22 protein-coding genes are annotated in these 24,653 nt (G+C 32.2%); 18 read left to right on the top strand and 4 right to left on the bottom strand.

The features are described from left to right. Nucleotides 1-155 precede the first annotated feature (155 nt). From pfkA to EQM05_RS13735, 4 genes are all read left to right on the top strand, one after another. The gene (pfkA, locus tag EQM05_RS13750) at nucleotides 156-1,115 is read left to right on the top strand and encodes a 6-phosphofructokinase (protein ID WP_128750557.1); all 960 of its coding nucleotides are present in this window, start codon (nucleotides 156-158) and stop codon (nucleotides 1,113-1,115) included. A gap of 63 nt (nucleotides 1,116-1,178) precedes the next feature. Then, entirely contained in the window at nucleotides 1,179-2,933 is a 1,755-nt protein-coding gene (gene pyk, locus EQM05_RS13745; protein WP_128750556.1) for a pyruvate kinase, read from the top strand. A 109-nt stretch (nucleotides 2,934-3,042) separates the two neighbouring features. Continuing rightward, a complete protein-coding gene (locus EQM05_RS13740; RefSeq protein ID WP_128751129.1) occupies nucleotides 3,043-3,969 on the top strand; it encodes a transposase in 927 nt (308 codons plus the stop codon). A 213-nt stretch (nucleotides 3,970-4,182) separates the two neighbouring features. After that, nucleotides 4,183-5,124 carry a ribonuclease Z gene (locus EQM05_RS13735; RefSeq protein ID WP_128750555.1) on the top strand — a complete coding sequence of 314 codons (942 nt, stop codon included), beginning with the start codon at nucleotides 4,183-4,185 and terminating at the stop codon, nucleotides 5,122-5,124. 68 nt (nucleotides 5,125-5,192) lie between these two features. On the opposite strand, the gene EQM05_RS13730 is transcribed toward EQM05_RS13735, so the two are convergent. Next, the gene (locus tag EQM05_RS13730) at nucleotides 5,193-6,239 is read right to left on the bottom strand and encodes a glyceraldehyde-3-phosphate dehydrogenase (RefSeq protein ID WP_128750554.1); all 1,047 of its coding nucleotides are present in this window, start codon (nucleotides 6,237-6,239) and stop codon (nucleotides 5,193-5,195) included. Between the two features lie 260 nt (nucleotides 6,240-6,499). On the opposite strand from EQM05_RS13730, the gene EQM05_RS13725 reads away from it, so the two are divergent. Continuing rightward, complete coding sequence (locus EQM05_RS13725) at nucleotides 6,500-7,681, top strand: DUF4317 family protein (protein ID WP_128750553.1); 1,182 nt, start codon at nucleotides 6,500-6,502, stop codon at nucleotides 7,679-7,681. Between the two features lie 38 nt (nucleotides 7,682-7,719). Here EQM05_RS13725 and EQM05_RS13720 read toward each other — a convergent pair whose 3' ends face one another. Beyond that, complete coding sequence (locus EQM05_RS13720) at nucleotides 7,720-9,867, bottom strand: bifunctional diguanylate cyclase/phosphodiesterase (RefSeq protein ID WP_128750552.1); 2,148 nt, start codon at nucleotides 9,865-9,867, stop codon at nucleotides 7,720-7,722. A 234-nt stretch (nucleotides 9,868-10,101) separates the two neighbouring features. Here EQM05_RS13720 and EQM05_RS13715 point away from each other — a divergent pair, with 234 nt between their 5' ends. Together EQM05_RS13715 and EQM05_RS13710 are read left to right on the top strand one after the other, a co-directional pair. Continuing rightward, on the top strand, nucleotides 10,102-10,551 hold the full coding sequence (locus EQM05_RS13715) for a GNAT family N-acetyltransferase (protein WP_128750551.1): 450 nt from the start codon (nucleotides 10,102-10,104) through the stop codon (nucleotides 10,549-10,551). A gap of 20 nt (nucleotides 10,552-10,571) precedes the next feature. After that, complete coding sequence (locus EQM05_RS13710; protein WP_128751128.1) at nucleotides 10,572-10,769, top strand: PspC domain-containing protein; 198 nt, start codon at nucleotides 10,572-10,574, stop codon at nucleotides 10,767-10,769. A 219-nt stretch (nucleotides 10,770-10,988) separates the two neighbouring features. On the opposite strand, the gene EQM05_RS13705 is transcribed toward EQM05_RS13710, so the two are convergent. Both EQM05_RS13705 and EQM05_RS13700 read right to left on the bottom strand, forming a co-directional pair. After that, entirely contained in the window at nucleotides 10,989-11,447 is a 459-nt protein-coding gene (locus EQM05_RS13705; protein ID WP_128750550.1) for a DMT family transporter, read from the bottom strand. A 12-nt stretch (nucleotides 11,448-11,459) separates the two neighbouring features. Beyond that, nucleotides 11,460-11,882 (bottom strand): DMT family transporter, encoded by a 423-nt coding sequence (locus EQM05_RS13700; protein WP_128750549.1) that lies wholly within the window; start codon nucleotides 11,880-11,882, stop codon nucleotides 11,460-11,462. 124 nt (nucleotides 11,883-12,006) lie between these two features. On the opposite strand from EQM05_RS13700, the gene yeiL reads away from it, so the two are divergent. The 11 genes from yeiL (at nucleotide 12,007) to EQM05_RS13645 (ending at nucleotide 24,633) form a co-directional block, all read left to right on the top strand. Continuing rightward, nucleotides 12,007-12,702 carry a transcriptional regulator YeiL gene (gene yeiL / locus EQM05_RS13695; RefSeq protein WP_128750548.1) on the top strand — a complete coding sequence of 232 codons (696 nt, stop codon included), beginning with the start codon at nucleotides 12,007-12,009 and terminating at the stop codon, nucleotides 12,700-12,702. A gap of 132 nt (nucleotides 12,703-12,834) precedes the next feature. Next, entirely contained in the window at nucleotides 12,835-13,680 is an 846-nt protein-coding gene (locus EQM05_RS13690) for a patatin family protein (protein ID WP_128750547.1), read from the top strand. A gap of 146 nt (nucleotides 13,681-13,826) precedes the next feature. After that, nucleotides 13,827-14,429 (top strand): TetR/AcrR family transcriptional regulator, encoded by a 603-nt coding sequence (locus EQM05_RS13685; RefSeq protein WP_128750546.1) that lies wholly within the window; start codon nucleotides 13,827-13,829, stop codon nucleotides 14,427-14,429. Nucleotides 14,430-14,513: 84 nt separating this feature from the next. Next, a complete protein-coding gene (locus EQM05_RS13680) occupies nucleotides 14,514-15,218 on the top strand; it encodes an ABC transporter ATP-binding protein (RefSeq protein WP_128750545.1) in 705 nt (234 codons plus the stop codon). 2 nt (nucleotides 15,219-15,220) lie between these two features. After that, entirely contained in the window at nucleotides 15,221-18,571 is a 3,351-nt protein-coding gene (locus EQM05_RS13675) for an FtsX-like permease family protein (protein ID WP_128750544.1), read from the top strand. A gap of 164 nt (nucleotides 18,572-18,735) precedes the next feature. After that, entirely contained in the window at nucleotides 18,736-19,665 is a 930-nt protein-coding gene (gene rbsK / locus EQM05_RS13670) for a ribokinase (protein ID WP_128750543.1), read from the top strand. A 2-nt stretch (nucleotides 19,666-19,667) separates the two neighbouring features. Next, complete coding sequence (rbsD, locus tag EQM05_RS13665; protein ID WP_128750542.1) at nucleotides 19,668-20,063, top strand: D-ribose pyranase; 396 nt, start codon at nucleotides 19,668-19,670, stop codon at nucleotides 20,061-20,063. A gap of 12 nt (nucleotides 20,064-20,075) precedes the next feature. After that, entirely contained in the window at nucleotides 20,076-21,575 is a 1,500-nt protein-coding gene (locus EQM05_RS13660; protein ID WP_128750541.1) for a sugar ABC transporter ATP-binding protein, read from the top strand. Nucleotides 21,576-21,588: 13 nt separating this feature from the next. Then, on the top strand, nucleotides 21,589-22,518 hold the full coding sequence (locus EQM05_RS13655; RefSeq protein ID WP_128750540.1) for a ribose ABC transporter permease: 930 nt from the start codon (nucleotides 21,589-21,591) through the stop codon (nucleotides 22,516-22,518). Nucleotides 22,519-22,537: 19 nt separating this feature from the next. After that, nucleotides 22,538-23,464 carry a ribose ABC transporter substrate-binding protein RbsB gene (rbsB, locus tag EQM05_RS13650; RefSeq protein WP_164917307.1) on the top strand — a complete coding sequence of 309 codons (927 nt, stop codon included), beginning with the start codon at nucleotides 22,538-22,540 and terminating at the stop codon, nucleotides 23,462-23,464. 173 nt (nucleotides 23,465-23,637) lie between these two features. After that, nucleotides 23,638-24,633, top strand: a complete 996-nt coding sequence (locus tag EQM05_RS13645; RefSeq protein ID WP_128750538.1) for a LacI family DNA-binding transcriptional regulator — start codon at nucleotides 23,638-23,640, stop codon at nucleotides 24,631-24,633. Nucleotides 24,634-24,653: the final 20 nt, after the last annotated feature.

Below are 24,653 nucleotides of genomic sequence, written 5' to 3'. Positions count from 1 at the left end.
AGCATTGAATAATTATATAGAATCTAATAAAATTAACGTATATTGAAGTGAAAAAAATAGCATATTATGCTATAATAATTAATAAAGATTGATAACAAGTATGCTACAATGTAGCTGGGACATAATATGTCCCATATGGACGTAGGAGGTATATTATGAAAACAATAGCTGTATTAACAAGTGGCGGAGACGCTCCAGGAATGAATGCTGCTATTAGAGCAGTGGTTAGAACCGGCGTTGAAAATGGCATTAAAGTAATGGGTATTCAAAGGGGATACAGTGGTCTTATTAATGGAGAAATTTTTGAAATGGACAGACACAGTGTTTCTGACATCATTCAAAGAGGCGGCACAATATTAAGAACTGCCAGATGTGAGGAATTTAAAACAGAAGAGGGCAGAAAAAGAGGAGCCAGCATTTTAAAAGCCTTTGGCATTGATGGATTGGTTGTAATTGGAGGGGACGGTTCATTTCATGGAGCCCAGCTTCTATCAAAACTTGGAATTGCTACCATTGGACTGCCAGGAACAATAGATAATGATTTATCTTATACTGACTACACAATTGGATTTGATACTGCAATTAACACAGTTTTGGATGCAATAAATAAATTGAGAGATACATCAACATCACATGAAAGAGTAAGTATAGTTGAGGTAATGGGAAGAAATTGCGGCGATATAGCACTCTATGCAGGCATAGCAGGAGGTGCAGAAGAAATAATAGTTCCAGAGAAAGAATTTAGTGAAGATGAATTATGCAAAACTATCCTTCAAGGAAAGCTGAGAGGTAAAATGCACAGCTTAATAATCCTTGCTGAAGGTGTTGGCGGCGCAGGCAAGCTAGCTACAAAGGTTGAGGAAATAACAGGAATAGAAACAAGAGCAACAATACTTGGCCATATTCAAAGAGGTGGAAGTCCATCATGCTTTGACAGAGTTTTGGCTTCAAGATTAGGATACAGAGCTGTTGAACTGCTTATTGAAGGAAAATCTTCAAGAGTTGTAGGTATGAGGAATGGCCAGATTGTAGACGATGATATTGATGAGGCCCTAAGCTTACCAAGAAGATTTGATGAAAATTTATATAATATTGCAAATGTACTTTCACGCTAATTTGATTATATAATTAATAAATAAGGTTAAAAATGAAAAAATAAAATATAAGGAGAAAGAAGTATGCAAAAAACAAAAATGATTTTTACAATAGGTCCTGCCAGTGAAAGTGAGGAAGTTTTATCTAAGCTTATTGAAGCAGGGATGAGTTGTTCAAGACATAATTTTTCACATGGAGATCATGAAGAGCATGCTGTAAGAATAAACTTAGTAAAAAAACTAAGGAAAAAATACAATAAGCAGATTGGAATAATACTTGATACAAAAGGACCTGAAATAAGAACAGGCTATTTCCCTGAGAAGGTTGAACTGGTTGAAGGTACTAACTTCACCATAGTTTGCGGAGAAGATGTTGAGGGAGATGCAACAAAATGTAATCTTAGCTATAGAGGGTTATATAATGATGTTAAACCTGGAGATATGATATTAATGGCAGACGGACTTGTAGGGCTTCAGGTTAAAGAAGTAAAAGGAACAGATATACTTTGTGAAGTTAAAAACAGCGGAGCTATAAGTACAAAGAAGAATGTTAATGTTCCAAATGTAAAAACAAATCTTCCATCTTTTACAGATAAGGATGTGGATGATTTAAAATTTGGATGTGACATGGGAGTAGACTATATTGCAGCTTCCTTCATAAGAAAGGCTTCTGACGTTCTCGCCATAAGAAAGTTATTAGAGAAGTTTGGTGGACATGATATACAGATAATATCAAAAATCGAAAACCAAGAGGGCGTTGACAATATTGATGAAATAATAAAGTTTTCTGATGGTATAATGGTTGCCAGAGGTGATATGGGATCAGAAATTCCAATTGAGAAGGTACCATTAATACAGAAATTAATAATAGAGAAATGTAATAAAGCTGGCAAATTTGTTGTAACAGCTACGCAGATGCTTGATTCTATGGAAAGAAATCCTAGACCAACCAGAGCAGAAGCTTCAGATATTGCAAATGCAATATTTGATGGGACTGATGCTATAATGCTAAGCGGAGAGTCAGCTAATGGTAAATGGCCTGTTGAAGCTGCACAAACTATGGCAAGGATAGCACAGGCTGCAGAATCAAAGCTAAATTATGCTTCCATTTTGAAGAAAAAGAGAGAATCTCATGTATTAAGTGTTGCCAATGCTATAAGTGTGGCAACATGTACAACAGCTTCAGAACTTAATGCATCAGCAATTATTACAGCAACACAAAGCGGTTATACTGCAAAAATGGTTTCAAAGTATCGTTCAGAATGCCCGGTTATTGCAGTTACCACTAGTGAAGTAGTAGCTAGAAGGTTAGCATTAAACTGGGGAGTTTATTCTATTGTTACTTCAAAAATGAAATCAACTGATGAATTAATTGAAAAGTCAGTGGATATTGCTTTAAAATCAGGTTATGTTAAAAAGGGTGACCTTGTAGTTATAGCTGCAGGAATACCAGTGTCTTATTCCGGAACAACAAATATGTTAAAAGTTCATGTAGTTGGAGATATTCTTGTTCAGGGAAGAGGTGCAGGAGTTAACCCTGGATATGGAACAGTTAAAATTGTTAAAAATGCAAAAGAAGCAGATGAAATCCTGGAGGATGGAGATATTCTTGTAGTAAAGAATTTAGACAGGGACTATCTATCTGTACTTAACAGAGTATCAGGAGTTATTGCAGAGGAAGGTGGATTAACATCCCATCTGGCAATAGAATGTATTTCAAATGAAATTCCATTAATATGCGGTGCAGGTGGTGCATTAGACATATTAAAGACAGGATCTTTTGTAACCATGGATGTGTCAAGAGGTATTGTTTACAACGGAAGAGCAAACATTATGTAATTTTAAGTTTAAGGGACGGTTAATAACTAACTAGTTTCTGGAACCTATGGGTATAGGTACCTCACTTAAGGTCAATACTATTAAAATAGTAGAAATTAACAAAAGTGAGGTGCTTTTTTTGCCAAGAACTGAAAGAATAAAATTTGAAGATGCAATATATCATGTGATGGTTAGAAGTATAACGGAAGTCCCATTGTTTAAGAATGATGATGACAAGGAAAAATATTTGAATCAGATGAAAAATTACCAAATAATATATGGATTTAAGGTTTATGCATATTGTATGATGAGCAACCATGCTCATTTTATAATAGATTCCAATGGGGCGGACATATCAAAAATAATGCATGGGTTAAATTTTAAATATGCAATAACATTCAACCGAATTCATGATAGACATGGTCATGTGTTTCAGGATAGGTTTAAGAGTAAAATAGTAGACACAGACAGATACTTAATCACTTTATCAGCTTATATCCACAATAATCCACTGAAAATAAAGGGTTATGAAACATGCCCGGAAAAATATAAATATTCAAGCTTAAGTGTATATTTAGGTATTGAAAAAGATAAAATAGGTCTCTTAGATGAAGCATACATAATGCAAATGTTGGGGCCAAATGTAAATAAAGCAAGGGAAAACTATCTCAAGCTTGTATATATGTGTGACAAAGAGAAATTAAAGAAGGAAATAGAATTTGAAGATGAAAAAACTGAGTATAGAAGCGAAAGAAAAATATTAGCAAGAAACTTTAATCCTGAGAAAATATTACAATTCATATCAGAAGAAACAGGAATAAATAAAGTTATGCTATATGTTAAAAATAACAGAAATAATAAGTCTGCAAGGGCATTAGCAGTATTATTAATGAGGAGTCTCTGTAATTTTAAAATGAAGCATATATGCGAAATCCTTGGTAATATAACTGAGTCAAGAGTATCAAAGCTCTGTTCTATTGGAGTTGAATTAATATCAACGGCGGATAGGTATAAGGATATTGTAAACAAATTTATTATTCAGCAAGCATCTCAATAAAATCAAAACAATTTAAATTATATTTTTATAAACCTTAATTTTTTTAAATATTAATATAAGGTTTTATTTGCATACATTTAATTATTATGTACAATCCTAAATAAGGATTTAAAGCAAAAAATTAATAAAATAAAATCAGCTTAAACAATTAATATTATAATATAAATAGATAATTATAAAAAATTAACCGTCCCCTAAAGGAGGTCGATATTAATGGTTGATATAGCTCTACTTGGCTGTGGTGGAGGTATGCCAATGCCTGAAAGGTTTTTGTCCTCTCTGCTTATTAATTTTAAAGGTAAAAAGATTCTTATAGATTGCGGTGAAGGAACTCAGGTGTCAATGAAAATGCTTGGCTGGGGATTTAAATCTATTGATGTAATATGTATAACCCATGCCCATGGTGATCATATTGTTGGGCTTCCCGGGTTGCTTGCAACTATCGGCAACAGTGGAAGAACAGAGCCAATTACAATTATAGGACCTGAAGGTATTGAGAATATTATAAAGGGACTTAGGGTAATTGTTCCATATTTACCTTATGAAATTAATATAATTGAATCTCCAAAACGCATCGTGGAGGAAGATGACATTATAATATCTACAATAGAGCTTGACCATTCATCACCCTGCATAGGATATAGCTTTTATATAAAAAGAAAGCCGAAATTTGACGTAGAAATGGCAAATTCAAACATGGTACCAAAGATTCTATGGAGCAGGCTTCAAAAGGGAGAAAATATTAATTATAAGAATAGAGAGTATAAGCCTGAAATGGTGCTTGGAAGTGAAAGAAAGGGTATAAAACTCAGCTTTATTACAGATACAAGACCCACTGATAAAATACCTCAGTTTATTTTTCACAGCGATTTATTTATATGTGAAGGTACCTATGGCAATGATTCGGATATAGAAAAGGCTGAAAAAAATAAACATATGACATTTAGTGAAGCAGCAAAACTTGCTCTGGAAGGTGATGTTCATGAACTTTTACTTACTCATTTTAGTCCTGCCATGACTGATCCTGAACTGTACAAAATAAATGCTGTAAACATTTTTCAGAATACTATAATAGGTAGAGACAGGCTTGTTAAGATTTTATCATTTAATGATGATACTTGTCGAATGCTACCAGGCAGCACCCGGAATATGTAAGATGCTACCAGGCAGCACCCGAATTTTAAAGGATATAGTCGATACGACCATATCCTTTAAAATTTGCTTTAAACAGCCAAACCCATTTTATTTTCTGATTGCTTTTCCATTTGTGCAGCAGTATAGTTTACAAGATCTACTGTTCTGCAGGAATAACCCCATTCATTGTCATACCAGGAAACAACCTTAACCATATTGCCTTCCATTACCATAGTTGAAAGACCGTCTACTATGGAGGAACGCTCATCACCTTTGTAATCTATTGAAACAAGGGGCTCTTCTGAGTAACCAAGAATTCCCTTCATGCACCCATTGGCAGCTTCTTTAAATGCATTGTTAACTTCCTTTACTGTAACATTTTTGGAAACCTCACATACTAAATCTGTAAGAGATACTGTAGGCGTAGGTATTCTAACTGAGAAACCGTTTAACTTACCATTAAGATTTGGCAGTACTTTGCCCACAGCTTTTGCAGCTCCGGTGGTGGTAGGAATTATGGATTCGCCGGCAGCTCTTGCTCTTCTTAAATCTTTATGATTTTTATCTAATAATCGCTGATCATTGGTATAGGAATGTATGGTTGTCATTAAGCCTTTTATTATTCCAAATTTATCATCCAATACCTTTGCAAAAGGAGCCAGGCAATTTGTTGTGCAGGAAGCATTAGATATTATAACATGTTTATCCACGTCTAAGCATTCTTCATTTACACCCATTACTATAGTTATATCTTCATCTTTCCCTGGAGCAGTTAATATAACCTTTTTAGCCCCGGCTTTAATATGCTTCATTAGACTTTTCTTATCTTTAAAAGCCCCTGTAGACTCCACAACTATATCAACATCCATAGCTTCCCATGGCAGATTTTCAGGATCTTTTTCTCTCAGCACTTTTATGCTTTTGCCATTTACAATAATCATATCTTCCTTGGCTTCAACATCTCCCTGAAATTTACCATAACATGAGTCATATTTAAAAAGATGTGCCAAAGTCTTACTATCACCTCTGGCATTTATAGCAACAATTTCTACATTTTCTCCAAGCCTGTTTTGAGCAGTTCTAAGCACCGTTCTCCCAATTCTTCCAAACCCATTAATAGCTACTTTAATAGACATGTGATTTCCCCCCGTATTTTTATTAATATGAGTAATATATATAATATATACTACATATAATATGTAATTATTCATATATGTGATACATTATTTATATCAATAATACTCATATATGTCAACCTTGTTTATAGGCCAATTAAATTAAATTAGCTTAATTTAACAGTAGAATATTCCTAATTACTAAATATTTTGAAATATATATTCACTAATGTTAAAATAATAAAGAAATCATACCATGATAAATTTTGGGGGTAAAAAACATGAACAAAAAAGATTTGGCTGATATAAGGAAAGAATTTAAAATTGGGAGCTACAATCTTTCAATAAAAGAAGTATATAGTGTGTACTTAAAAAAAGATAATGCTCAGATAATAACAAAGGAATTAAATCAATTTGAAATGATGGATATTGAAAAAAGGGAACTATATTTGGGTAACTTCAAAAAGGTTCTGACAGGAACAATAGATTCTAAAATATTTGAGTTGGATTTCCAGTGCGAAAATAATGATGATAGTTCTAAAAATACCCAGCAGATTTTATACAAAGCTTTAAGTAATGACGAAAGCATAGTTAACTGCGGCGACCAGATAGTAGACAAAATATCAAAGAATTATACATATGATACTGATATTGTTATAAATTTTGTTAAGGCAGAGTACATTAAAGGAAATAAGAAGAAAAGTACTGAAGGAGAAGATTCCATAAACGATTATGTACAAGCTATAGATATTATATTATGTACCATAAACAAGGTGGATGCACCAAAAAAGGTTTTAAAATTCGATTATTCTGAAATGAAATTTAAACCTAATTCTGCATTGGATTTTGTAATTAATTTAAATTCCCCTTTGGATGGATTTATGTTTCCAGGTATTTCTTCACAATCTGTAGATGTAAACAAGATTATCTATTATTCATCAAAATCAAAGCAAATAAATTCTGTTTTTGTGGAAAGTGTTTTAAACTGCATGGTTAAGCCAACGGCCATAGAGGAAAAGGAAAGCTTTAATGCAATTATAAACACTGTAGTTGGTGGTACAATTAAACCAGATACTATGCAGGAAATATATGAAAGGATAAATGACAAGCTTGAAGTTGAAGAGGATAAAGAAGATGAGGATGAACCAAAGGTAAATATGAATGATATAGAAAAAGTTTTAGAGGAAAGCGGAGTTGAAAATACAGACGCTGTAAAGCTTGCATTTGAGGAAGTATGCGGTAAGGATTATGAATTTAAGGTCAGAAACATTGTGCCTGATTTTAAAAGCAGATCAATAAAAATAGAAAATGAAAAAACCAATATAACAATAACTCCAGGAGATCTGCGCTCTATAAAACAAATTAGAAATAAAAACGGTATTAAGTGTCTTCTAATTGAGTTAAAAGATGATGTAGAAATAAACGGACTTAAATTAGAAACGGAAGAAGTAGAGGTTATATAAATATTTAATAAATTAATATTACAGGTACGGTTTGTAATCTACCTCAAAACCGCACCTGGATCCTTTAACAATTTTTCAAATTCATCTTTTGGTACTGGCTCGCTAAACAGAAAGCCTTGAGCCATTTGACAATTATGCCTTTTAAGATAATTCAGCTGATCAATGTTTTCTACACCTTCTGCAATAATATAAAGATTTAGTTTGTGTGCTAATTCAATGATGGCCCTAGCAATTATTTCTTCAGTAGAATCTTCAATAACATTATTTAAAAATGATTTGTCAATTTTAAGAACATCTATTGGAAATAACTTTAAATAATTAAGTGATGAATATCCTGTGCCAAAATCGTCTAAAGAGACATGAATGCCCATATTTCTCAACTTATTAAGCATTTTTATGGAAAAATTAAAATCAAGCATAACTATACTTTCTGTTATTTCTACATTAAGCCATTTAGGATCTAATCCAGTTTCTGAAAGTATTTCCTGAATTATATCAACCAGATTTTCCTGTTCAAACTGCTTTGCGGAAAGATTTACTGATACTCTAAGAGGATCATATCCTATTTTCTGCCACTGAGCATTTTGTTTACAGGCATCATATAATACTTTTTTGCCAATTTCCATTATAAGCCCAGTTTCTTCAGCCAAAGGAATAAATTCTAATGGAAGAATAATGCCTTTTTTTGGGTGATTCCACCTTACCAGTGCCTCCATGCCGGTTAGCTTCCCGGAGGATAAATCTATCTGAGGCTGATAATACACTAAAAATTCATCATTTTTAATACCTTTAATTAAATCTCTTTCCATTTTTAATTTTTTAGACATTTTTATATTCATTTCTTTTGAGTAAAATAGATATCTTTTTTTACCCTTTTCTTTAGCGTAATACACAGCTATATCAGCATTTTTAAGAAGTTCATTAAAATTGCAGCCGTCTTTTGGATAAAGTGCAATGCCAATGCTGGCAGAAACTGAAATTTCTTTTCCTTTAATATTTATTGGATATTTAAAAAGATTTAGTATTTTTTCAGCATTATTTACTATGTCCTCCATATAAAAAGTATTTCTCTGTAAAAAAATGAACTGATCTCCGCCAAATCTTGAACAATCATTTAAAATGCTTATCTTATTTTTTATTAAATTACTTATTTCTTTTAATAATGCATCACCAATATTATGACCATATGTGTCATTAACTGATTTAAAATTGTCAATATCCATAAAAAACAAAGCAAATCCCTTATTTTTACCTTTGCATTTAAGTATTTGATTTTCTACAGTCTTTTCCATTAAGGATTTGTTTGGCATGCCAGTGAGCTGATCATAGTATGCCATTTTCTTTATTACTTCATCATCATTCTTTTTTTTAGTCACATCAGTAATGGATCCTGCAATTCTTACTGGGCTGCCAAATGAATTATAAACAGCTTTTCCCCTAATCAAAATCCACTTAAAGTTACCAGGTTTAGTTTTTATTCTGCATTCATATGAAAAAAATGATGTTTTTCGACTTATATGCTCATTTAAAGCCCTTTTAAATGATAATAAGTCCTTATGGTAGTAAAGCAGATTTAAAAAATCTGAATAACTGATTATTTCATCTTCATTTAAATCCAGTATTCCTTTAAATTGTTTCGAGGTATAAAATTCCAGAGTTAATAGGTTCATATCCCATAGTCCGTCATTTGCACCTTCAAAGGCAAGCCTATAGCGTTCCTCGCTTACACTCAGATCCTTTTCCATATTTTTTAATTGGGTTATATTCATGCCCATTGATATACAATAGATTAAGTTGCCCTTATCATCATGCACTAAACAGTTTGACCATAGTACATTTATATAACTTCCGTCCTTGCATCGCAGCACATCTTCCTGTTCTCCTCCAACAGCACCTTCATTCATCATAATAAAAAATGAGTCCATACATAAATTAATTGATTCATCAGCTATGGTGTGTCTCCACTCCTGACCAAGTACCTCATCTTCAGAAAAACCAGTGACCTTTTGGGCATACTTATTGAATTTTATTAAATCACCATTAGGATACCAAACGTCTATGATAATACTTGCATTATCAATGACGTTTAATAAGAAGTTTCTAGCTTCACATGAGTTTTCATTACCAATTTTACATTTGATTAAATCTTCAAATAATTCATGGATAGGCTTTTTATTATATTCCATTTCCACACCTCGATTTAAAATATAACAGCTTTAATCTCTAACCATAATTATTAAAAATATGTTATATTAATTATATAATAATGCTGATGATAATATTTATCAATAAAAAATCAGTATTAATATAGAAAAATTTGTAGAAATTTATTACAAAAGAAAATTTGATATATATACTTAACATGGTAAAATAAAATTATATAATAACTTAAGTAGATTATGCTGGGGGATATGCATATAATGGTGTGGAAAATTAAAAAATTTAATGAATTAAATGCTGAAGAAATATACAAAATATTAAATATAAGAAATCAGGTATTTATAGTTGAACAGCAGTGCCCATACTTAGACTGCGATGGCAGGGATATAAATTCATATCATTTATTTTTGGAGAATAATAATGAAATTGCGGCTTATTTGAGAATAATTGAAAAAGGGATCTCATATAATGAAATATCAATTGGAAGGGTATTGGTGAACTCTAAATACCGCGGAAAAGGATTAGCCAGGGATATGATGAAAAAGGCCATTGGATATATTAATAATCAGCTTAATGAAACTAGTATAAGAATAGAGGCACAGGCATATTTAATTGATTTTTATAAGTCCTTGGGATTTAAACAGACTTCAGAGGTATTTTTAGAAGATAATATACCGCACATTGAAATGTTATACACAAAAAACCATTAATTATTTAAGGGGTGGTTATCATAGAAAAAAAGTTGTATTTATCCAATACAGATAAAAAAATATGCGGCGTATGTGGTGGAATGGCTGAATACTTTGGAATAGACTCCACTGTAGTGAGAGTAATCTGGATAGTGTTAGGACTTTGCTGGGGCAGCGGAATTATTGCTTATTTTATCTGCGCATTGGTAATGCCTCATAAACCTGACTGTGAAATATAATAAAAAAGTGAATATATTATTATAATATGCACATACTATTTTCATAGAGAGGTGATTAGCCATGGGAAAAGATTTAAATGACAATTATTTAAGGTTAGTCCGAAAATAATTTCAAAGTTTCCATACGTTCACTAATCTTGATGCCAGGAGATAATTATATTTCCTGGCTTTATTTATTTTGTCGAATGTAACCAGGCAACACCCGAAAAATGTCGAATGCTACCAGGTAGCACCCGAATTTTGTCGTGATTTTTTATCAATAACTAAGTTATAAATTAATCCGGCCAGTACCAATAATCCGCCAATAAGCTTACCGCTTGATATATTACCTTTAACAAAATAATCGATGATGATACCTGTAAAGAGCTGACCTACAAATATTAATAGTGTTAAATAAAATGAGGATATTCTAGGTGTAATGTAATTTGATAATACTATTAACAGAACTCCTGCAACACCCCCCAGGTAAGCCCAAAACGGCACGTCTCCAGACTTTATATCAGATAAATTAATTTTTTCCCTGCTCAATATAAAAAATATAACTGAAAAAAATAATCCAACTATGTAGTTATAAAATGTGCTTTGAAAAATTCCAATTTCCTTTGCCAAATTAGAATTTATAATTCTGGATACTACTACTGAAACTCCAGCCAGTATAGAAATGACTATATACAACATTCAAATTACCTCCTAAAAAACAGCCATAACGAATATTCCAAGTACCACTAATAATAATCCAATTATTTTATCCTTCCTAAAAGGAATAACTTTCATATCCAATAGACCGAATTGATCTATAATAATAGATGAAACAGTCTGTCCTAAAAGACCTAAAGCAAGAGTTAAAGAAACCCCCAATGCTGTAAAGCTTAAATTATTAAATAAAACAGTAAAAACTCCAATGGCACCACCGCTGTAAAGGTATAGTGGAAGTTTTTTATTAAACTGAAGCTTGGATTTACTAATTATAAGAACTAATATTATTGAAAAAAGGCCCACTAAATGGATTAGTATAGTGGAAAAATAATTTCCTGCTGAACCTGATAATGTGCCATTAAACAAAATCATAACAGCAATTAGTGCACCCATAAAAGCTGATAAAAAATTGTACATATTTTTTCCCCCTAAATTCTTCTAAATTAATGATATCAATTTTAATTTATCATTAAACAGTTGAAAATAACTATGACATATGTCATAGTTATTAAATAAATATAAATTTTATGGAGAAAAGATTATGGAGAAAATAGATAATGTTAAAATGAAGGACAAGTATATTGAAGAATATAAGATTAACAGCTTTTTTTCTCATGATGTTAAGCCATTTGCGGAATTAATATTATTTAAAAAAAATGAATATATCTGCAGAGAAAATGAAAAGCTCAGTTATCTTTATTTTTTTATTTCAGGTAAAGCAAAGGTATATGCTACTTTAAGCAATGGTAAATCACTATTATTGTGCTTTTATAATAGCTTTAAAATGCTGGGAGATGTAGAATTCCCAAATGGAGAGAATGCTTATAACAATGTACAGGCAATAGAGGATACATATTGCATTGGAATACCGGTTGAAAAACTAAGATTATCATTATTAAAGGATGCAAAGTTTTTAAAATATCTTTGTATTTCAATTGGAGAAAAGTTAAACAGATGCTCAAAGAATAGTTCTATAAACCTGCTATATCCTTTGGAGAACAGATTGGCAAGCTACATAATTGCTGCTGGAGAAAGAATTTACAGTAATGGAATAACTGTAATACGGTTTAATGAAAATTTAACTGAAATATCAGAATTGCTGGGAGCCAGCTATAGGCATCTTCTTAGAACATTAAATACTTTATGCAGCAAAGGAGCTTTATTAAAAGAACATTCTTATTATGTTGTTAAAAATGAAAAAGTGATGAAGGAACTTGCAGCAGATCTATATCAATAAATATTTAATAAATTGAAAACAATATGTAAATAAAGAATAAAAGCTGGATATTTTATATTATACAAATGTTTGTTAGTGTATAATTAAATATAAAAGTATTTATATAAACATAAAACGGAGGATAAGGCAGTTATGGACAATGTAGGACTTGTACTTGAAGGTGGAGGTATGAGAGGACTGTATACCAGTGGAGTTTTGGACTTTTTTATGGAAAAGGATTTATATTTTAACTACATTATAGGTGTGTCAGCAGGAGCCTGTAATGCAGTTTCATATATATCAAGGCAAAAGGGAAGAAATAAAAAAGTAAATATTGATTTTAATAATAACTGGAGATATATGAGCTTTAGAAATTTCATAAAAGAGAAATCATTTATCGGCATGAATTTTATTTTTGATGAAATACCAAATAAACATGTTAAATTTGATTTTGAAACATTTTCCAAGGCACCATGTAAGTTTTTGGTGGGAGTTACAGATTGTAATACCGGGTCACCAATGTATTTTAATAAGGATGATATAAGTGATGGATTTTATGCATTAAGAGCAACTTCATCACTGCCATTTATATCTCCTATTGTCAGGCTTAAGGGACATGAACTTTTAGACGGAGGAATTACTGATTCCATTCCCATTGCTAAATCCATAAAGGATGGCAACAGCAAAAATATAATTGTTTTAACAAGGCATAAGGGATACCGCAAAACTCCAATGAGGCATGCAAAACTGGCAAAAATAAAGTATAAAAAATACCCTAAGCTTGTAAATGCATTGCTTAACAGATATAAGATGTATAATGAAACACTGGATTATATTGATCAATTGGAGATGCAGGGAAAGGCAATTGTAATAAGACATTCAGAACCATTAGAGGTAGGACGGCTTGAAAGAGATTCAGATAAGCTTCTTAATATATATAATGAAGGTTATGAAGATGCTAGAAATTCCTACGAAAAAATTAAGGATTTTATTATTTAATGCTGATATCAGCTTTTATATTAAAAAATATCTGAATTAATATTGACATAGTGTATAAACTAAAGTAGAATTTTAAAAGAGAACAACGGTTTTCTAATACATAGTATAGGTAAAGATCACGGCTTCACATGGTAATTGGAGGTTTTATGCAGTATTTAAAAGACGAAGTTAGGAATAGAATAGTGTACGAAGCACTGAGAGAATTCAAAAATAAAGGCTACAAGGGTGCTTCAATAAGAATTATTGCCAATAGTTCCAATACTTCTGTGGGAAATCTATATAAATATTTCAGCAGCAAGGAAGATTTATATGAAAATCTCATTGGTTCTGTGTATAAAAGGCTTATGGATTATATAAGTGAAATTAATTCAGTTAAGATTAATGATGAAGCAGAACATATATTTTATAACTTACTTAATAAGATAATGGAAATTTTTAAGGAAAACAGCATAGAACTTGCCATACTCCTAAACAAAAGTGAAGGCTCTAAATATGAAAACTGCAAAAGCACATTTGCAGATTTTATTACAAGAATAGTTTCTCAAACTATGGAATATGAATTACATTTAAAAGGCATGAGGCTTAAAAATAATTTTATTATATATCTTCTTTCATGCAATCTTGTAGAAGATATGGCCGTTATTTTAAATCAGCAGGAAGACGGAGACAGGATAAGAAAGCTCATACTTGATATAATTGACATTTTCTTTAATAATATATTAGATAAATTAGATTGTGAAAACATTTAAATTCTCTGTTACTTCAAAAAGTAACATTATTTTTTAAAGCAAAAGAGAACCAGCGTTCACAAAAATAAAGTGGAGGAAATAGTAGTGAAAAGTTTCATAGAGCTGAAGAATGTTAAAAAGAATTATACTATGGGTGAGGTAACAATTAAGGCAGTGGATGATATTTCGTTCTCCATAGACAAAGGAGAATTTGTTGTAATTCTTGGAGCAAGCGGAGCAGGAAAAACTACAATACTAAATCTATTAGGCGGAATGGATCAGGTATCCGGGGGAAGCATTTTTGTAGATGGAAACGAAATCAGCAGTTATAATAAAAAGATGCTTACCAAATACAGAAGAGAAGATATAGGATTTGTATTTCAATTTTATAATTTAGTTCAAAATTTAAATGCTCTGGAAAATGTTGAACTGGCAGTAGAGATATGTAAAAATCCAATGGATCCTGTGGAAGTGCTTAAAGATGTAGGCCTTGAAAATAGAATTCAAAACTTCCCATGTCAGTTGTCAGGAGGAGAGCAGCAAAGGGTTTCCATTGCCAGAGCCCTTGCTAAAAATCCTAAATTACTTCTTTGTGATGAACCAACAGGAGCATTGGATTATAATACAGGAAAATCTATTTTAAAACTATTAGCAGATACTTCAAAAGTATATAATATGACAGTTATCGTCATTACCCATAATTCTGCAATAGCCCCAATAGCTGATACTGTAATTACAGTAAAAAGCGGTAAAGTTGAGGATATTAAAAAGAATGATGATCCAGTGCCTATAGAAAGCATAGAGTGGTAATTATGAAAAAGACTTTTATAAAGAATTTATTCAGGGATATTAAAAAAACACTTTCCAGATTTTTATCCATAGTTATAATTATTGCAGTTGGAGTATCTTTTTATGCCGGTGTGAGAGCCACAAGCCCTGATATGAAAATGTCCGGGGATAATTATTTCAATAAAAACAATCTAATGGATTTTAAATTGATATCGACCCTTGGACTTACTAAGGATGACTTAGTAAAAGTAGGACAGTTAAATGGTGTAGCAAAAGCAGAGGGTTCACATTCTATTGACGCTGTAGTTGAAAAGGACAATAAATCTTTTGTTCTTAACGTGAATTCACTGCCTGATGAAAACGGAATAAACAAAATAATAGTTACAAAGGGCACGCTGCCTAAAAATAATAATGAAGCAGTGGTTGAAGACAGATTCCTGAAAGAGAATAATTATAAAATCGGGGATAAAATTGTGCTTAGTTCTGGTAATGATACAAATTTAAGTGACAGCCTTAATAATAGTGAATTTAAAATAACAGGTTCCTGTGAATCACCGCTTTATGTATCTGCTCAGAGACAGCTTAGTTCTGTTGGAAATGGATCTGTAAGTGGATTTGTATATATATTACCATCAGTATTTAAAAGTGATGTTTATACAGAAATATATGTAAAAGCAAATAATAAGGAATCAGAAAACAGCCTTTTGGATAATGAAAGTTATTCTAAAACCATAAAAAGTACTGAAAATAGTTTAAAGGATCTTGGAATAGTAAGAAGCAGTATAAGATATAATGATGTAATAAAAAACAGCAGTGAAAAAATTTCAGAAGCTGAAGATAAATTAAGAACTTCTAAAGAACAGGCAGCAGCTAAATTTGCTGATGCACATAAACAATTAGATAATGCCAGAGGAGAAATAGCTGTAAACTCTGAAAAGCTTTCTCAGAATCAGGATACTTTTAATAAAAGCATGGCTGAGGGAGAAAAACAGATAGCTCAGAGCAAAAGCAGCATTCAGGCAGGTCAAAATGAACTGAATTCAAAAGCTAAGGATGTTGAAAGTGCAAAAATGCAGATTACCCAGGGTAAAAATAATATATCAGCCAGCGAAAACAAGCTTAATTCAGGAAAGCAGCAGGCAGCAGAAGGTATATCATCTGCTGTGGAAGGAAAAGTACTGGAAGCCAAAAAGCAGCTGGAAACGGATCCAAATAATAAAGAATACTTTTATCAATACCACACTATGGATAATATATACAAAAAGGATATTTCAGGGAAAAGCTTTGATTCCATATATGATTCATTGAAGGCTGATGGAGCCTTAAGTCAGATAAACAGCTTCTTTGATTTGGAAACCATGAAAAGTAATTTTGATAATGCCCAAAACAATATTAATGCTGGGAAACAGAAAATTGCTGAAAATGAAAAATCCATTGAAGCTGGTGAAAAAGAATTAGCTGCTGGTAAAGAAAAACTAGAAGCAAGTAAAAACAGTATAGCTAATGCTGAGATAAAGCTGAATCAGTCAAAAAATGAGGGATTAAACAAGCTAAGTCAGGGAAAGGCTAAATTGTCTGCAGCACAAAAACAAGTTGATGACAATGCAGAAAAATTATCCTCAGAGGAAGAAAAGGCAAATACTGAATTTGAAAAAGCAGAGAATGAAATAAATGAGAATAAGAATAAACTCAAGGACATAAAAAATGCAAAATGGTATGTTCTTGGAAGATCAGATAATGTAGGATATGAAACCTACAGACAGGATAGTGACAGAATTGACAATATAGGAAAGGCATTTCCCCTGATATTTTTCTTAGTTGCAGCTTTAGTGAGCCTTACTACTATGACAAGAATGGTTCAGGAAAACAGAACTGAAATTGGGACCTTTAAAGCTTTAGGGTATTCCAGCACTTCAATAGTGTTCCATTACCTTTTTTATTCCTTAGCTGCAAGTGTCATTGGAAGTATAATAGGTGTTTCTTTTGGGTATAGACTGTTTCCACCCCTTATAATGAATGCTTACACAGCACTATACACAATCCCCACAAGGGTAACTCCATTTAATGGCGGTGTTGCTTTTAAGGCATCTATATTAGCAATATTGTTTACTGTGTCTGCTTCTATTGCTGCTACTATGGAAGAACTTAAGGAGGTTCCAGCAGCTTTAATGAGGCCGAAGCCGCCAAAGTCAGGTAAGACAATACTTCTTGAGAAGATTACATTTATATGGAAAAGACTAAGTTTTACAAATAAGGTTACAGCTAGAAATATATTTAGATATAAGCAAAGACTTTTCATGACAATTTTTGGAATAGCAGCATGTACAGGTTTAATGATAACAGGGTTTGGTCTAAAAGGCGGTATAATAGGTGCTGTTGAAAAACAATTTAATACCATATATAGATTTGACATGCATGCTACCCTTAAAAATGAAATCAGCATTGATGAAAAAGATGCTATGAAAAATAAGATAGTTAAGGATTCTAATGTAAAATCAGCGATGTTTGCCTATATGAAGAATGGCACAATTAAAAAGGATGCTGGCACAGAAGATGCCTATGTGGTTGTGCCGGAAAATAAAAATGATATTAACAAATATATAGATCTCACCATGAAAAATAATAGTCTGAATTTAAGCGATAATGGAATAATAGTAAGTCAGAAGCTGGCAAAGCTTATAAATAAAAAAGCTGGAGATACTATTGAACTTACAATTAATGATAAAACAGTAAAAGCTAAAATTTCTGATATTACTGAGCAGTATGTTCAGCATTACATTTATATAAGCCCTGCTTATTATACAAAAATAACTGGTGATAAGATACTCTTCAATGGATTTTATGGATTGCTGAATAGTGTTTCAGACAGCTCAGAGAACAATACTTTAAAGTCACTGACCTCCATAAACGGAATTAATTCAGTAAGCTTTAAAAATAGAAGTCATGTTGATTACAATAAAAGTGTAGACAGCATTAATTCTGTTGTATTGATCTTAATTGTATCTGCAGGAGTATTGGCCTTTGTTGTAATCTACAATCTTACTAATATAAACATAAACGAGAGAAAAAGAGAATTAGCAACAATAAAACTGCTAGGCTTTTATAATAATGAATTAGCATCTTATATATATAAGGAGAATGTTGTGCTAACAATTATTGGAAGCTTACTTGGAATAGCTGTAGGAATAGTGATGAATAATTTTATAATAATTTCTGCAGAAACAAATGTGATGATGTTCTTAAGAACAATAAAACCAATTTATTTCTTATATTCTGTTGCACTTACAATACTGTTCTCTGCAATTGTGAATCTGGTGATGTACAGAAGATTCGATAAAATAGACATGATAGAATCTCTTAAGAGTGCAGAATAACCATATACTAATTAACTCTGTAATGAGTAAATAATATACTCATTACAGAGTTTTTTTGTGAAATAAATAATTATCAGATTTTTATTGACAAGGTTTACAGAACAATATATAATATGTTTAACCGGTTAAGTAAACCGGTTAAATTACCAGGAAGGGGTGTGAACATGAATAAAATCTGCATACTTGGAAGCTTAAATATGGATATTATGGTAAAGGTAAATTCAATGCCTAAAGTAGGTGAAACCATTATTGGAAATAATTTAATGAATATACCTGGAGGGAAAGGTGCAAATCAGGCAGTTGCAGCAAAAAGATCCGGAGCATTTGTATATATGCTTGGGAAGGTTGGACTGGACAGTAATGGGAATAGATTAATAGAAGAGCTTAAGAAAGATAATATTAATGTGGATCATATATATAAAGATGAGAATAAACCAACAGGAACAGCAATAATTACTGTTGATGAAATTGGTAATAATTCTATCATAGTTGTGCCTGGAGCTAATATGAAAATCACCCCTCAGGAACTTAATATGGCCATGGAAGCTATTAAATCATGCAATATACTTGTTACTCAATTTGAAATTAATATGGATATAATAGTAAAAGCATTCAAAACTGCAAAAAAATATGGCGTTATAACCATCCTTAATCCTGCACCTGCGAAACAAGTCCCAGATGAGCTTTTACAGTATACTGATGTAATCGTTCCAAATGAGACTGAAGCTTATGAATTAACAAAAGTACAGGTAAATGATCTAAAAACAGCAAAAGAATCAGCAAAGATTTTTCTTAAAAAGGGTGTGAAATATGTAATAATTACAATGGGAGAAAAGGGAGCAGCTCTTATAGGTGACGAAGGATGCGAAATAATACCAGCTTATAAGGTACCGGTAGCTGATACAACTGCGGCAGGGGATAGCTTTATAGGAGCATTAGCTAGTAAATTGGAAAGCTCTGATCTTAATTATAATAATTTAAGGTCAGCGGTAGTTTTTGGTAATAAAGTTTCATCCATAGCAGTACAAAGAGAAGGAGCACAACCCTCAATCCCTACTATAGATGAAGTTATGAAAATATACAAGGAGGCTTAATTATGAGAAAAACAGCATTATTAAATTCTCAAATTTCAGAAGTAATATCTAAAATGGGACATACTGATATGCTGGCTATAGGAGATTGCGGTCTGCCAATACCTAGAGAAACGGAGAGAATTGACATTGCACTTATAAAAAATATACCTGGCTTTATTGACACATTGAAGGCCGTAATTATGGAATTGCAAATTGAAGAGGTATTTATTGCCGTTGAAACAAAAGAAGTAAGTCCTGCATTGTTTAAACAAATACAGGAAGCCATAGGGAATGTTAAAATTACATGGATAAATCATGAAAAACTAAAAGAGAACCTTAAGAATTGCAAAGCTGTAATTCGTACTGGAGAACAAACACCCTATGCAAATATCATATTAAAATCAGGAGTTGTATTCTAAGGGGGAATTAATATGAATGAAAAAAAACCTCTATTGGAAATGAAAAATATAAGTAAGTCCTTTCCTGGTGTAAAAGCTCTGGATAATGTAAATTTAAAAATATTTCAAGGTGAGGCAATGGCACTGTTAGGAGAAAATGGAGCCGGGAAATCCACATTGATGAAAATTTTAGGAGGGGTTTATACTAAGGACCAGGGTGAAATAATTATTGATGGGCAGGATGTTGAAATAAAAGGAATTAAATGTGCAGAATCCTTAGGAATCTCTATAATTCATCAGGAACTCAGTATACTTCCAAATCTAACTGTTACTGAAAACTTGTTTTTGGGTAATGAAAAGACTAACAGAATATCATGCAGAATTAATAAAAAAATAATGAAGGAACGATGTAAAGGTTTTCTTGAACAAATAGGATGTGCTGTGGACCCGGATACTTTAGTTAAAAATGTAAGTGTTGGAGAAATGCAGATGATTGAAATTGTAAAGGCAATTTCAAAAAATTCAAGAGTAATAGTAATGGATGAACCTACAACAGCACTTACAGATGTTGAAACAGAAAAACTGTTTAAAGTAATTGGGAAATTGAAGGAAAAAGGAATTTCCATAGTATATATTTCACACCGATTAGACGAAATATTTAAAATATGCGATAGAATAACAGTTTTAAGAGATGGGAAATATGTTGGAGAAACTGAAACTTCCAAGGTAACAAAGGATGATTTGATCACAATGATGGTGGGAAGAAAACTTGAAGAGCAGTTTCCATATAAAAAAGTTAATGAAAAAAACACTATAATGACTGTTGAGAATTTAGAATTAAAGGGTATTTTAGGACCCATATCCTTTGAAGTAAAGTCAGGAGAAATATTAGGCATAGCAGGTCTTATGGGAGCTGGGAGGACTGAGCTTGCAAAAACTATTTTTGGAGAATATAAAAAAACTGGAGGAAAGGTTTTAATCGAAGGAAAAGAAGTATTAATAAGATCCCCTAAAGATGCAATTACAAAAGGAATATGCTATATGTCGGAAGACAGAAAAAAAGAGGGATTAATATTAGGAATGTCTGTAAGAGAAAATATTACATTATGTAATCTGGAACATTATACAAATAAGGTTAAGACTATTGATAAAAAGGCAGAAAAGCTTGAAGTTGATAAATTTATTAAAAAGCTTTCTATAAAAACTCCTAATCAAGATCAGAAGGTAAAAAATCTCAGCGGGGGCAATCAGCAGAAGGTTATATTAGCTAAGTGGCTTATGAAATCCCCAAAGGTACTCATTATTGATGAACCAACCAGAGGCATTGATGTAGGAGCTAAGAAGGAAATTTATGATGTACTTAATGAACTGAAAAGTTCTGGTAAAGCAATTATTATGATTTCCTCTGACATGCCTGAGGTTTTAGGAATAAGCGATAGAATTATTGTAATGCACGAAGGAAAAATTAGCGGAGAAATACCAAGGAAAGAAGCAACTCAGGAAAATATAATGAAATATGCTGTAGGAGTGTAAAGGAGAGATAAATATGAATGTTGATTTTAAAGGCCTTCTGGTTAAATTTAAGACATTAATCATCTTATTGGTACTTTGCATAATAGTATCGGTAATTGCTCCAAGATTTTTAACTGTAGGAAATATTACTAATGTACTCACTCAGGTATCAGTAAATGCAATTATTGCTGTAGGTATGACTTTCGTTATACTCACTGGAGGAATAGATTTATCTGTGGGTTCAATATTAGCTATAACTGGTGCAGTAGCTGCATCTCTAGATAAAGCACATTTTAATGTAGCCATAATTATTTTAGTAGCTTTAGTAATTGGAGCAATTATCGGATATATAAATGGTTTTATCATAGCAAAGTGTAATATTCAGGCATTTATTGCGACATTAGCTACAGTAACTATATTTAGAGGAGTAACCTATGTATATACTCAGGGTAATCCTATTTCAGGCCTTGGTAAAAGTTTTATGGCACTTGGAAATAAAAAAGCTGCCGGAATACCACTGCCTGTAATAATAATGGCTGTTGTAGTGTTAATCGGTGCTTATATAGTTAGTCAAACGAAGTTTGGAAGATATGTATATGCTATTGGAGGAAATGAGGATTCAGCAAGGCTTTCAGGAATAAATACAAAAAAAATTAAAAACTACGTTTATATGATTTCAGGCATAACCGCAGCAATTAGTGGAATAATAGTAACAAGCAGAATTGGTTCAGCATCTCCAAATGCAGGGACGGGCTTTGAACTGGATGCTATTGCTGCAGTGGTACTTGGCGGGACAAGTCTTGCTGGTGGTGAAGGGCAGATTTCGGGAACAATAATAGGTGCGGTTATTATTGGAGTGCTTAATAACGGACTGAATTTACTAAATGTATCACCTTTTTATCAGCTGATTGTAAAAGGTGGAGTAATCCTATTAGCTGTGCTTTTAGATAAAAAAAATAAATAATTAAAGGGAGGATTTAATCATGAAAAAAAAGTGCAAAGTTTTATCTTTAGTGTTAACTGGTGTAATTATGGCAGGAGCTTTAGTGGGATGCGCAGGTAAGGAACAAGGCGGTAAAACTTCAACTTCAGGTAATAAAAAAATAGGTATGGTTATTTCTACACAGAATAATCCATTCTTCGTTAGCATGAAGCAGGGAGCAGAAAAGAAAGCAAAGGAATTGGGGTATGATTTAATCGTTGTAGATTCAGGAAACGATGCAGCTAAGGAAAGATCTAATGTGGAGGATTTGGTTCAAAAAGGAGTGGGAGCTTTAATAATAAATCCAACAGACAGTGATGCAGTAGCTAATTCTATAGGTGTTGCTAATGATGCAAAAATTCCAGTTTTAACTGTTGACAGAAAGGCAAATGGAGGGCAGGTTATATCTCATATAGCCTCTGACAATGTTAAGGGAGGACAAATGGCAGCTGAATTTATATTAAAGAAACTAAACGGAAAAGGTAATATAGTTGAACTTCAAGGAGTCCCTGGAGCTTCTGCTACCCGTGACAGAGGGACAGGGTTCCATAAAGGTATTGATGGAAAAGCCGGAGTAAAAGTTGTTGCAAGTCAGGCAGCTGATTTTGATAGACAAAAGGGTTTATCTGTTATGGAAAATATAATTCAGGCTACACCAAACTTTGATGCTGTGTTTGCTCACAATGACGAAATGGCTTTAGGTGCTTTAAAAGCTTTAAAGGCTGCTAATAAAAATGTAATAGTAGTTGGCTTTGATGGCGGAGAAGATGCTAAAAATGCTGTTAATAATGGTGAGATGAGTGCTACAATTGCGCAGCAGCCTGACTTAATGGGATCTTTAGCTGTTGAAAATGCAGTAAAGGTAATCAAAGGGGAAAGCGTGCCTAAGGAAATACCAGTTGATTTACAATTATATATAAAAAAATAGATTTATATAATTTTAATCCGGGTTCTATTACCCGGATTATTTTTGAAAAATAAAAATATATTATTAGATATATGATTATTCAACTGGAATATTTTATGATAGAATTGTAATAAAAGTGATAATGTTTAAAATATCAAGATGGTAAAAATAAGGACAATGAATGGAGGCCCAAAATGAAAAAAATAACCATGATGGATATTGCGAAAAAAGCAGGAGTTTCTAAGGCTACAGTATCAATGGTTTTAAATAAAAAGGATTGTAATATTAGCATGGAGACTAAAAAAAGGGTAATAAATATTTCTAAGGAATTGGGGTACATTCCAAATTCCTTAGCAAGGGGCCTAAGCACTAAAAGGACAGGTACTATTGGCATTGTAATTCCTGACATTCTTAACCCTTTTTTTTCTGAAATTTCAAGGGCAATAGAAGATGCCGCCAGCCATATGGAATATAACGTTATTTTCTGTAATACTGATAATGATATGGATAAGGAAGAAAAATATATAAAATTACTTATTGGAAAGCTGGTAGATGGAGTCATTTTTGCTGCGGGAGGGAAAAGTGATAATAGCGTAAATTTTCTCAGCAATAATAATATTCCTTTTGTACTCATAGATAGATATATAGAGGGACATGAGGAAAGCTATGGAGTATACTGCCATAACAGAGAAGGAGTTATAGATGGAGTAAATTATCTTTATGGAAGGGGTAAGAGAAAAATAGCATATGTAATGGGGCCCAGTAATATACATGTTTCAATGCAAAGGCTAAAGGGATACAAGGAAGCAATGTATAAATACAACTTATATAATGATAATTGGGTTTTCAAATCAAACCTTACTATGGAAGGTGGTATGCAGGCTACCAGGGAGATATTAGATAATTTTAAGGGAGTAGATGCAATCTTGTATTCTAATGATATGATGGCATTAGGAGGAATGAAACTTCTTATAAGAGAGGGTTATAGGATACCTGAAGATATTAGTATTATGGGATTTGATAATATCAAGCTGACCAAGTTTGTTGAACCTGAACTAACTACAATTGGCCAGCCAATATATGAAATGGGGCAGAAAGCTTGTGAAATGCTTATAGATATAATAAATGGCCGGGTAAATGAGAAACAGATATGTTTTTATACTCAGCTTATCATAAGAGGAACAGCATAAGAATCCAATTATAAAATATC

The organism is Clostridium sp. JN-9, from assembly GCF_004103695.1.
GTDB lineage: Bacteria > Bacillota > Clostridia > Clostridiales > Clostridiaceae > JN-9.
This window is presented reverse-complemented; position numbering and strand designations above follow the sequence as displayed.

What these genes read in the sequence shown, in the direction of transcription:
- pyk (WP_128750556.1), top strand. Translation starts at nt 1,179, where the DNA reads ATGCAAAAAACAAAAATGATTTTTACAATAGGTCCTGCCAGTGAAAGT.
- pfkA (WP_128750557.1), top strand. Translation starts at nt 156, where the DNA reads ATGAAAACAATAGCTGTATTAACAAGTGGCGGAGACGCTCCAGGAATG.
- yeiL (WP_128750548.1), top strand. Translation starts at nt 12,007, where the DNA reads ATGGAGAAAATAGATAATGTTAAAATGAAGGACAAGTATATTGAAGAA.
- EQM05_RS13735 (WP_128750555.1), top strand. Translation starts at nt 4,183, where the DNA reads ATGGTTGATATAGCTCTACTTGGCTGTGGTGGAGGTATGCCAATGCCT.
- rbsD (WP_128750542.1), top strand. Translation starts at nt 19,668, where the DNA reads ATGAGAAAAACAGCATTATTAAATTCTCAAATTTCAGAAGTAATATCT.
- EQM05_RS13675 (WP_128750544.1), top strand. Translation starts at nt 15,221, where the DNA reads ATGAAAAAGACTTTTATAAAGAATTTATTCAGGGATATTAAAAAAACA.
- rbsB (WP_164917307.1), top strand. Translation starts at nt 22,538, where the DNA reads ATGAAAAAAAAGTGCAAAGTTTTATCTTTAGTGTTAACTGGTGTAATT.
- EQM05_RS13690 (WP_128750547.1), top strand. Translation starts at nt 12,835, where the DNA reads ATGGACAATGTAGGACTTGTACTTGAAGGTGGAGGTATGAGAGGACTG.
- EQM05_RS13660 (WP_128750541.1), top strand. Translation starts at nt 20,076, where the DNA reads ATGAATGAAAAAAAACCTCTATTGGAAATGAAAAATATAAGTAAGTCC.
- rbsK (WP_128750543.1), top strand. Translation starts at nt 18,736, where the DNA reads ATGAATAAAATCTGCATACTTGGAAGCTTAAATATGGATATTATGGTA.
- EQM05_RS13720 (WP_128750552.1), bottom strand. Translation starts at nt 9,867, where the DNA reads ATGGAATATAATAAAAAGCCTATCCATGAATTATTTGAAGATTTAATC.
- EQM05_RS13685 (WP_128750546.1), top strand. Translation starts at nt 13,827, where the DNA reads ATGCAGTATTTAAAAGACGAAGTTAGGAATAGAATAGTGTACGAAGCA.
- EQM05_RS13700 (WP_128750549.1), bottom strand. Translation starts at nt 11,882, where the DNA reads ATGTACAATTTTTTATCAGCTTTTATGGGTGCACTAATTGCTGTTATG.
- EQM05_RS13655 (WP_128750540.1), top strand. Translation starts at nt 21,589, where the DNA reads ATGAATGTTGATTTTAAAGGCCTTCTGGTTAAATTTAAGACATTAATC.
- EQM05_RS13730 (WP_128750554.1), bottom strand. Translation starts at nt 6,239, where the DNA reads ATGTCTATTAAAGTAGCTATTAATGGGTTTGGAAGAATTGGGAGAACG.
- EQM05_RS13645 (WP_128750538.1), top strand. Translation starts at nt 23,638, where the DNA reads ATGAAAAAAATAACCATGATGGATATTGCGAAAAAAGCAGGAGTTTCT.
- EQM05_RS13705 (WP_128750550.1), bottom strand. Translation starts at nt 11,447, where the DNA reads ATGTTGTATATAGTCATTTCTATACTGGCTGGAGTTTCAGTAGTAGTA.
- EQM05_RS13725 (WP_128750553.1), top strand. Translation starts at nt 6,500, where the DNA reads ATGAACAAAAAAGATTTGGCTGATATAAGGAAAGAATTTAAAATTGGG.
- EQM05_RS13715 (WP_128750551.1), top strand. Translation starts at nt 10,102, where the DNA reads ATGGTGTGGAAAATTAAAAAATTTAATGAATTAAATGCTGAAGAAATA.